The following is a 6733-nucleotide window of genomic DNA, read 5'->3' on the forward strand; positions in this document are numbered from 1 at the left end:
TGATGAGTATATCGACCTTTATCTCATTCACACTCCGTTCGCGTTTCAGCCTGGAGACGACCAGGATCCCCGAGATCAAAACGGCAATGTTCTTTACGACAAGGGAGTGACGTTGCTCGATACCTGGCGAGCCATGGAGACTCTCGTGGACCACGGCAGGTGCCGGGCGATCGGGCTATCGGACATTACGCTGGACGCACTTCGGCCTATCTACGAAGCAGCAAGAATCAAGCCCGCCGTCGTCCAGGTCGAGTCACACCCTTATCTACCGGAGACAGAACTTTTCGAGTTCTGCAAACAGAATGGAATCGTGTTGCTAGCGTTCGCACCTCTGGGTCACGGATTGAGGCCTGGGCCGTTGGAAGACCCGACCATTCTGGCGATTGCAGCACGCGTTGGAAAGACACCGGCACAGGTCCTGCTGGCATGGGCGGTCCAACGCGGTACAGCCTTACTCACCACACCGAAGACCGCGGCTCGCGCGAGAGAAAACTTCGATATCTCCGCCCTTCCTGAAGACGCGTTTAACCAAATCAACAGCATTCAGACAAGACAACGGCTCAATTCCGTGGTGCACACCGGCGTGCCCGGCTTCATTGCGCAAGGCAGATGATGTTAGAGCTGCTGACTCGGACAGCATAAGGTAATCCGCTGCAAATGGAGGATGTGTGGCAAAACTGCTTTCAGTCAATGTCGGCCTTCCACGCGAAGTCGAATGGCAAGGCAAGCTGGTCCGTACCGGAATCTGGAAGCTCCCCGTCTCCGGCCGCGTCTTTGCGCGGCGATTGAATCTGGATGGCGATGGCCAGGGCGACCTTGCCGGCCATGGCGGGGAACACCGCGCCGTCATGGTCTATCAGATCGATGCCTATCGCTATTGGGAGAAGGCGCTCAATCGGAACGATTTTGAGCACGGGCAGTTTGGAGAGAACTTTACCGTCGAAGGTCTTGCAGATGATGAGGTCTATATCGGCGATCGATACAGCATCGGCAACGCGGTCTTTGAGGTGACGCAGCCTCGCGTTACCTGTTACCGGCTAGGCATCCGCATGAACAATCCCCAGATGGCCGCCTTGCTCATCTCGCACCGGAGGCCGGGATTCTACTTCCGCGTGATTACAGAGGGCGAGGTTGGTGCGGGAGATGAGATTGAAAAGATCGCGGATGGACCGGGACGAATTTCGGTCGCCGAAGTCGACGCGCTGCTGTATCTGCCGAATCACGATCCTAAACGCATCGCGGTTGCTGTGACGGTTCCCGCGCTGAGTAGTGGATGGAAGGGCTCACTTGAAGAGTTACTGAAAGCAGATGAGGAGGGCGTGCATAACGGCAACGCCGGGCTAACATCTTCCATTTCTTCTCCACCGTTGTGGAATGGCTTTCGCATGCTGCGGGTTGCCGCGGTTCACCAGGAGAGCAGCGAGGTAAAGTCCATCGTGCTGGAGTCAGTGGACGGCTCGCCTCTTCCGGCTGCGCTACCGGGTCAATATCTAGTCTTACGTCTTCACCCGGACAGGGGTTCGCGTCCCGTGGTGCGCAGCTACTCCATCTCAGGTGCCTCCGATGCCGGGAGGTATCGCATCAGCGTGAAGCGAGATACCGGCCCGGGCAGCCAATACATCGTGGACGTAACCCAGGCCGGCGACATGTTCGAAGTAAGCGCGCCACGCGGTGAGTTTGTACTGCGCTCCGGGACACGTCCGGTCGTTCTGCTGAGCGCCGGGATTGGCGTGACTCCGGTCTTATCGATGCTGCATGCGCTCGCATCTCAGAGCTCAGCGTCTCATCGCGAGGTCTGGTGGGTTTACGGGACGCGCAATGCCCAGATGCATGTCTTTGCCGAAGAGACTCGCGGGTTGCTGAAAACCATTCCCGGAAGCCATTCGGTGATCGTTTACAGCAAAGCGGATCCTGCAGATCGGCTGGGAACGGACTTCGATATAGCAGGGCGCCTGGACCTTGATCGCTTGCAGAAACTTGGCATACCTCTCGACGCCGATTTCTATCTGTGCGGTCCTACTACGTTTCAAAACGACATCACCAGGGACCTGGGCTCTTTGTCTGTTCCAACGAGCGCGATTCATCAGGAGATCTTCGGCTCCGTGGGTTCTATCACACCCGGCGTCGTGAAGGCCAAGGTTAAACTTCCGCATCCGCCAACGGCTTCCACTGGAAACGGACCGCTCGTCTCATTCACCCGCAGCAATCTAACGGTGCCGTGGGACAACAGATTCCGGAGCCTGTTGGAGTTTGCTGAGGCCTGCGACGTCCCCGTCCGATGGTCCTGCCGCACCGGCGTCTGCCACATGTGCGAGTGCGGTCTGCTGAGCGGCGACCTGCATTACTCTCCCGATCCGCTGGATCAGCCGGCTGGAGGAAATGCGTTGATCTGTTGTTCGACGCCGGAATCACAGGTTGATCTGGATTTGTAATCGATATCTTCGTTTTGTGTTGTTTGAGATTTGGGGTATTCCTTACCCCACCCTAACTCCGTGAGGGTGGGGCACCCAAGTAGGGGGAAATGACAAAGCAAAGGGTGCCATGGCACCAAGCGCTGAAGGCCGGGGTCCCCAATGAACGTGTTCATTGGGGTGGAAAAGCGCGCTCTATACCAGCCTGGGGCAACGCCCCAGGTTTCGGTCTCCATAAGATGTTAAAGGGCTGAAGGCCCGCTCTATAGCCCTCCTGTTCAGGCGATCGAGGAGTCTCAAGAACCTCCTCGCTAAAGGCAGCGTTTGGTAAGAACAACCATCTCTCCGAATTGACTGCAAGACGAAGGAACGCACTTCGTGAATAATTCTCCTTGTGAAAAAGACATCCCTCGCATCGTTGAGTCGCCGCGACCTCATCCTTGGAGCAACTGCCTCGGCTTCGCTCGCCGCCGTACCGCTTCGCGCGCAGAGCACTAGACCGTCGCTGCCCCTCGCCGACCTTCGTGAGACACCCGCCCAGATAACAGCTTTTGCAGGTCTGGATAACGCGCAGCCGTTGACACGCTCCGGCAGCGAATGGCGGGCAGGTGACCTGGTGGTCACGCTCGATAACGCGGGAACAGGAACCGTCGTATCGCTGGCGGCGCCCTCGCTTGCTGTGACACACCTGCGTCTTCGCTGGAACATCCGCCACCCCGAAGATATCGTCGTGCTGGGCGATGCGTGGGAGCGCTCGTATGGCGATCTCGGCTGGCGCAATGTCGTCGCCGAACGTCCACTGCCCTGGTACTGCGCCGTTCATCAGAATGACACCACGCACTGTTACGGGGTCCAGACCGGTGCGGCGAGCCTTGCAATGTGGCAGGTCGATGCGGCGGGAATCACGCTCTGGCTCGACGTGCGCAACGGCGGCGAGGGCGTACTCCTGGGATCACGCGTAGTCAAGGCAGCAACGCTGATAGCGCGTCGCGGAGAACGTGGCGAGTCTATCCACAGCACCTTATCCGCCTTCTGCCGCACGATGTGTCCGTCGCCGCGGCTGCCGAAGACCACCGTCTATGGATCGAACGACTGGTACTACGCCTACGGCAAGAACACAGCGGAAGGCATCCTCCGCGATGCGGAGCTGGTCGCAGCGCTTGCTCCCTCCAGCGGTCCAAAGCCGTTCGCCATTGTCGACGACGGCTGGCAGAACAAGCAGGCGTTTCCCGACATGGCGGCGCTGACATCGCAGATCCGCTCTAAGGGAGCACGTCCGGGTTTGTGGATTCGGCCGCTGCAAGCGCATACAGGCGCCGATCGCAAACTGCTTCTTCCCGACGCACGTTATGGACGCCGCCGGGAGCGCTTCAACGATCTTGCCTACGACCCCACCATTCCAGAGGCTCGCGAAGCCGCGCTCAACACCATGCGTGAGGCCGTGCGCTGGGGCAACGACCTGGTCAAACACGACTTCTCGACCTATGAGTTGTTTGGCGGCTGGGGAAGCGAGATGGGGCCGTCGATGACCACAGGCAGCTGGCACTTCAACGACCGCTCGCTCACCAACGCCGAGATCGTGCTCAACCTCTATCGCGGCCTGCGCGAGGCCGCCGGGGAGCAGACGGTCGTCATCGGCTGCAATACCATCGGTCATCTCGCCGCCGGCCTGTTTGAGGCGAATCGCACGGGAGACGATGTCAGTGGGCGCGCCTGGGAACGCACACGCCGCATGGGCGTCAATACGCTCGCCTTCCGGCTGGCGCAGAACCGCACGTTTTTCATCGTGGACGCTGACTGCGTTCCGCTCACCAAAGCCATCGCGTGGGAGAAGACACGCATGTGGCTCGATGTGGTGGCACGTAGCGGCACCGCGCTGATCGTCTCTCCCGAACCCGGCGCGGTTGGAGCAGAACAGAAGGCAGCCCTACGCGAAGCCTTCGCTATCGCCGCGTCAGCTCCTGCTGCTACCGCGGACGATATGCTGCAAACCAATGCGCCACAGCGTTGGACGTTTCAACAGAACGGTGGAACGAAGAAAGCGAACTATAGCTGGGATGAAGATGGCGCATCGCCGTTCTCGATTTAACTGATTAATTCAAGGGCATCGCCAGATTCGAGATAACCCATGCACCGGGTGCCCCATGTCCCCGAGGGACATGGGCCCGTCTTCGCTCTCCCAATGCCATTTCTCCGGTGTGAACAGCTCTGATCGATTCTCTGAACCTGCAGGACTATAGAGCGGGCCTTCAGCCCTTGGTTTTCAATGTGCCCGAAACCTGGGGCTTCACCCCAGGCTGGTATGGAGCGCGCCTACAGCGCTCAGAGCCATGGCACCTTTTTGTTTGTCATTTCGGAGCTACCGGAGCCATCAGTAACAAACAAAGGCGCCGCAGTCTTCACCACTCTTTTGAAGAATCCCCCACGCATAGTGCACGATGGTAATGATGAGTGATTTTGTGAACGTTGGTCTTATCGGTTATGGATACGCTGGTCGTGTCCTTCATGCTCCTTTAATTCAGGCAATCCCCGGCCTGCGTCTCACTACCGTCGCCTCTTCCAAAGGAGATCAGATTCGCGAGGCTCTGGGAGACGTCCGTGTCTGCACGCCGCAGGAGCTGATTGCAGACGTACAGATTGACCTCGTGGTCATTGCCACGCCCAACACCGAGCACTTCCCGCTCGCAATGGCGGCACTCGAAGCCGGTAAACATGTCGTGGTCGACAAGCCCTTCACGCTCGATCTCGCCGAGGCTGAGAACCTGCGCGCCGCTGCTCTTCGCAAAGACCGTATGCTCACCGTCTTCCATAACCGCCGCTGGGAGAGCGAAGTTCTCGCCATCGACGAAGTGCTGCAGCGTGGCGTGCTCGGCCGCGTCGTGCAGTTTGACTGCCACATGAACCGCTTCCGTCCTGTCGTGCGCAAGCGCTGGAGAGAGGACGCCGGCCCGGGCGCGGGACTATGGTTCGATCTCGGCCCACACATGATCGATATCGCGCTGCACTTCTTCGGCCTGCCGCAGCAGATCACTGCTTCGTTCGCGATTCAGCGTGAAGGCGGACAGACCGATGACTGGGCGCACGTCATCCTCAGCTATCCGGACAAGCGCATCGTTCTTGAAGCCATGAACGTTGCCTCAGGCTCACTGCCTCGCTCCATCCTCCACGGCATGCAAGGCACCTGGGTGAAGTACGGGCTCGACACGCAGGAGGCGCAGTTGCAGGCAGGCATGTCTCCTCTTGATCCGGCCTTCGGTATCGATCCTGTGCCCGCGGTCTTCTATGCCGGCACGGGTGAGACAGTGGAATACCCCACGCCTCGCGGCAACCAACTGCCGTTCTATGAAAGTGTGCGTGACGCGATCCTTCACCACATGCCTGCACCCGTCTCCGCGCGGGACGCCCTTGCCGTTATGGCTGTGCTTGAAGCCACCTTCCACTCCGGCGAACAGCAGCGAACGCTTCCGCTTGAATTCAAACTGCCGCAGGAGCCAGAGTGGGGCGAATCAGAACCGTACGCATACGAGAAGCAGTGATAAGCATCCATGAGAAAAGGACCAGGACAAATGCTCGATTGGTAATGCCGTAGGGAGCGCCTCGATGCAGCGTACGGAACTGGATAAAAAAGGCGATGAGCATGAGCGCGGCCCAAAGTATCGACTCCACGCGAAACGATCGCCAGCCAGGATGTTTCCAGTAAGCAACAGGTAAAAGTAGCGCAACGAGTATGCTGCCGCCAACGTTAATGAGGAAGCTGGCGGTATGGATATTGCCGGTGCGAGTATTTACGGTAGACTCCTCCAGGTCCGTGGGGAAGATCGCGGAGACGATCAAGCCGATGGATACCACCACAAGCAGTAATATCGCGATACGGGCGACCAGCGAACGCAGGCCGCTCCGGTGAAGTCCGATTGCCAATGAGAGATAGCCAAGGCTCATGGCCACGAAGACGGATTGCATCAACCAGCCAAAATGTCCGACCGCGTAATCACTGATCATGTGAGAGCGCGGGGTATAGTCTGGCCGCAGAAAATGCAATAAGGCCAGGGCTGCGAATGCGTACAAGATGAAGAAGGCGACCAGGTTCGGCCAGATTGTGCTCTCGGACCGAACAGGTGCGACAGAATTCTCCTGAGTCATAAGGCGTTCCAGATTGCATCGAGTTTTAGAGTGACGAGAGAAAGGCGGAACTCTCTCGCAAGTAGCTTACTTCGGCTCCGGCCCTTTGTCTTCAGAAGCTCTCCGTATCAACCGAAAGTTGAAATCATTCCTGCAAATTTGTAGCTAAAAAACCGATAAAACCCACTAGAGCATTTCTCCTG

At 58.3% G+C, this 6733-nt stretch carries 5 protein-coding genes; 4 read left to right on the forward strand and 1 reads right to left on the reverse strand.

Annotation, left to right across the window (positions count from 1 at the left end; genetic code table 11):
* From AB4043_RS09670 to AB4043_RS09685, 4 genes are all read left to right on the forward strand, one after another.
* A partial coding sequence (locus AB4043_RS09670) for an aldo/keto reductase (RefSeq protein WP_442306952.1) occupies window positions 1-613 on the forward strand: 613 nt, incomplete at its 5' end.
* 55 nt (window positions 614-668) lie between these two features.
* Window positions 669-2432 (forward strand): MOSC domain-containing protein, encoded by a 1764-nt coding sequence (locus AB4043_RS09675; RefSeq protein ID WP_442302972.1) that lies wholly within the window; start codon window positions 669-671, stop codon window positions 2430-2432.
* A gap of 373 nt (window positions 2433-2805) precedes the next feature.
* Window positions 2806-4500 carry a hypothetical protein gene (locus AB4043_RS09680; protein ID WP_442302971.1) on the forward strand — a complete coding sequence of 565 codons (1695 nt, stop codon included), beginning with the start codon at window positions 2806-2808 and terminating at the stop codon, window positions 4498-4500.
* Window positions 4501-4870: 370 nt separating this feature from the next.
* Entirely contained in the window at window positions 4871-5947 is a 1077-nt protein-coding gene (locus AB4043_RS09685) for an oxidoreductase (protein WP_442302970.1), read from the forward strand.
* Here AB4043_RS09685 and AB4043_RS09690 read toward each other — a convergent pair.
* Window positions 5886-6551 carry a DUF998 domain-containing protein gene (locus AB4043_RS09690; protein WP_442302969.1) on the reverse strand — a complete coding sequence of 222 codons (666 nt, stop codon included), beginning with the start codon at window positions 6549-6551 and terminating at the stop codon, window positions 5886-5888. The two genes, AB4043_RS09685 and AB4043_RS09690, sit on opposite strands and share 62 nt — an antisense overlap.
* Between the last annotated feature and the right edge of the window lie 182 nt (window positions 6552-6733).

Source organism: Terriglobus sp. YAF25 (genome assembly GCF_052113305.1).
Taxonomy (GTDB): Bacteria; Acidobacteriota; Terriglobia; order Terriglobales; family Acidobacteriaceae; genus Terriglobus.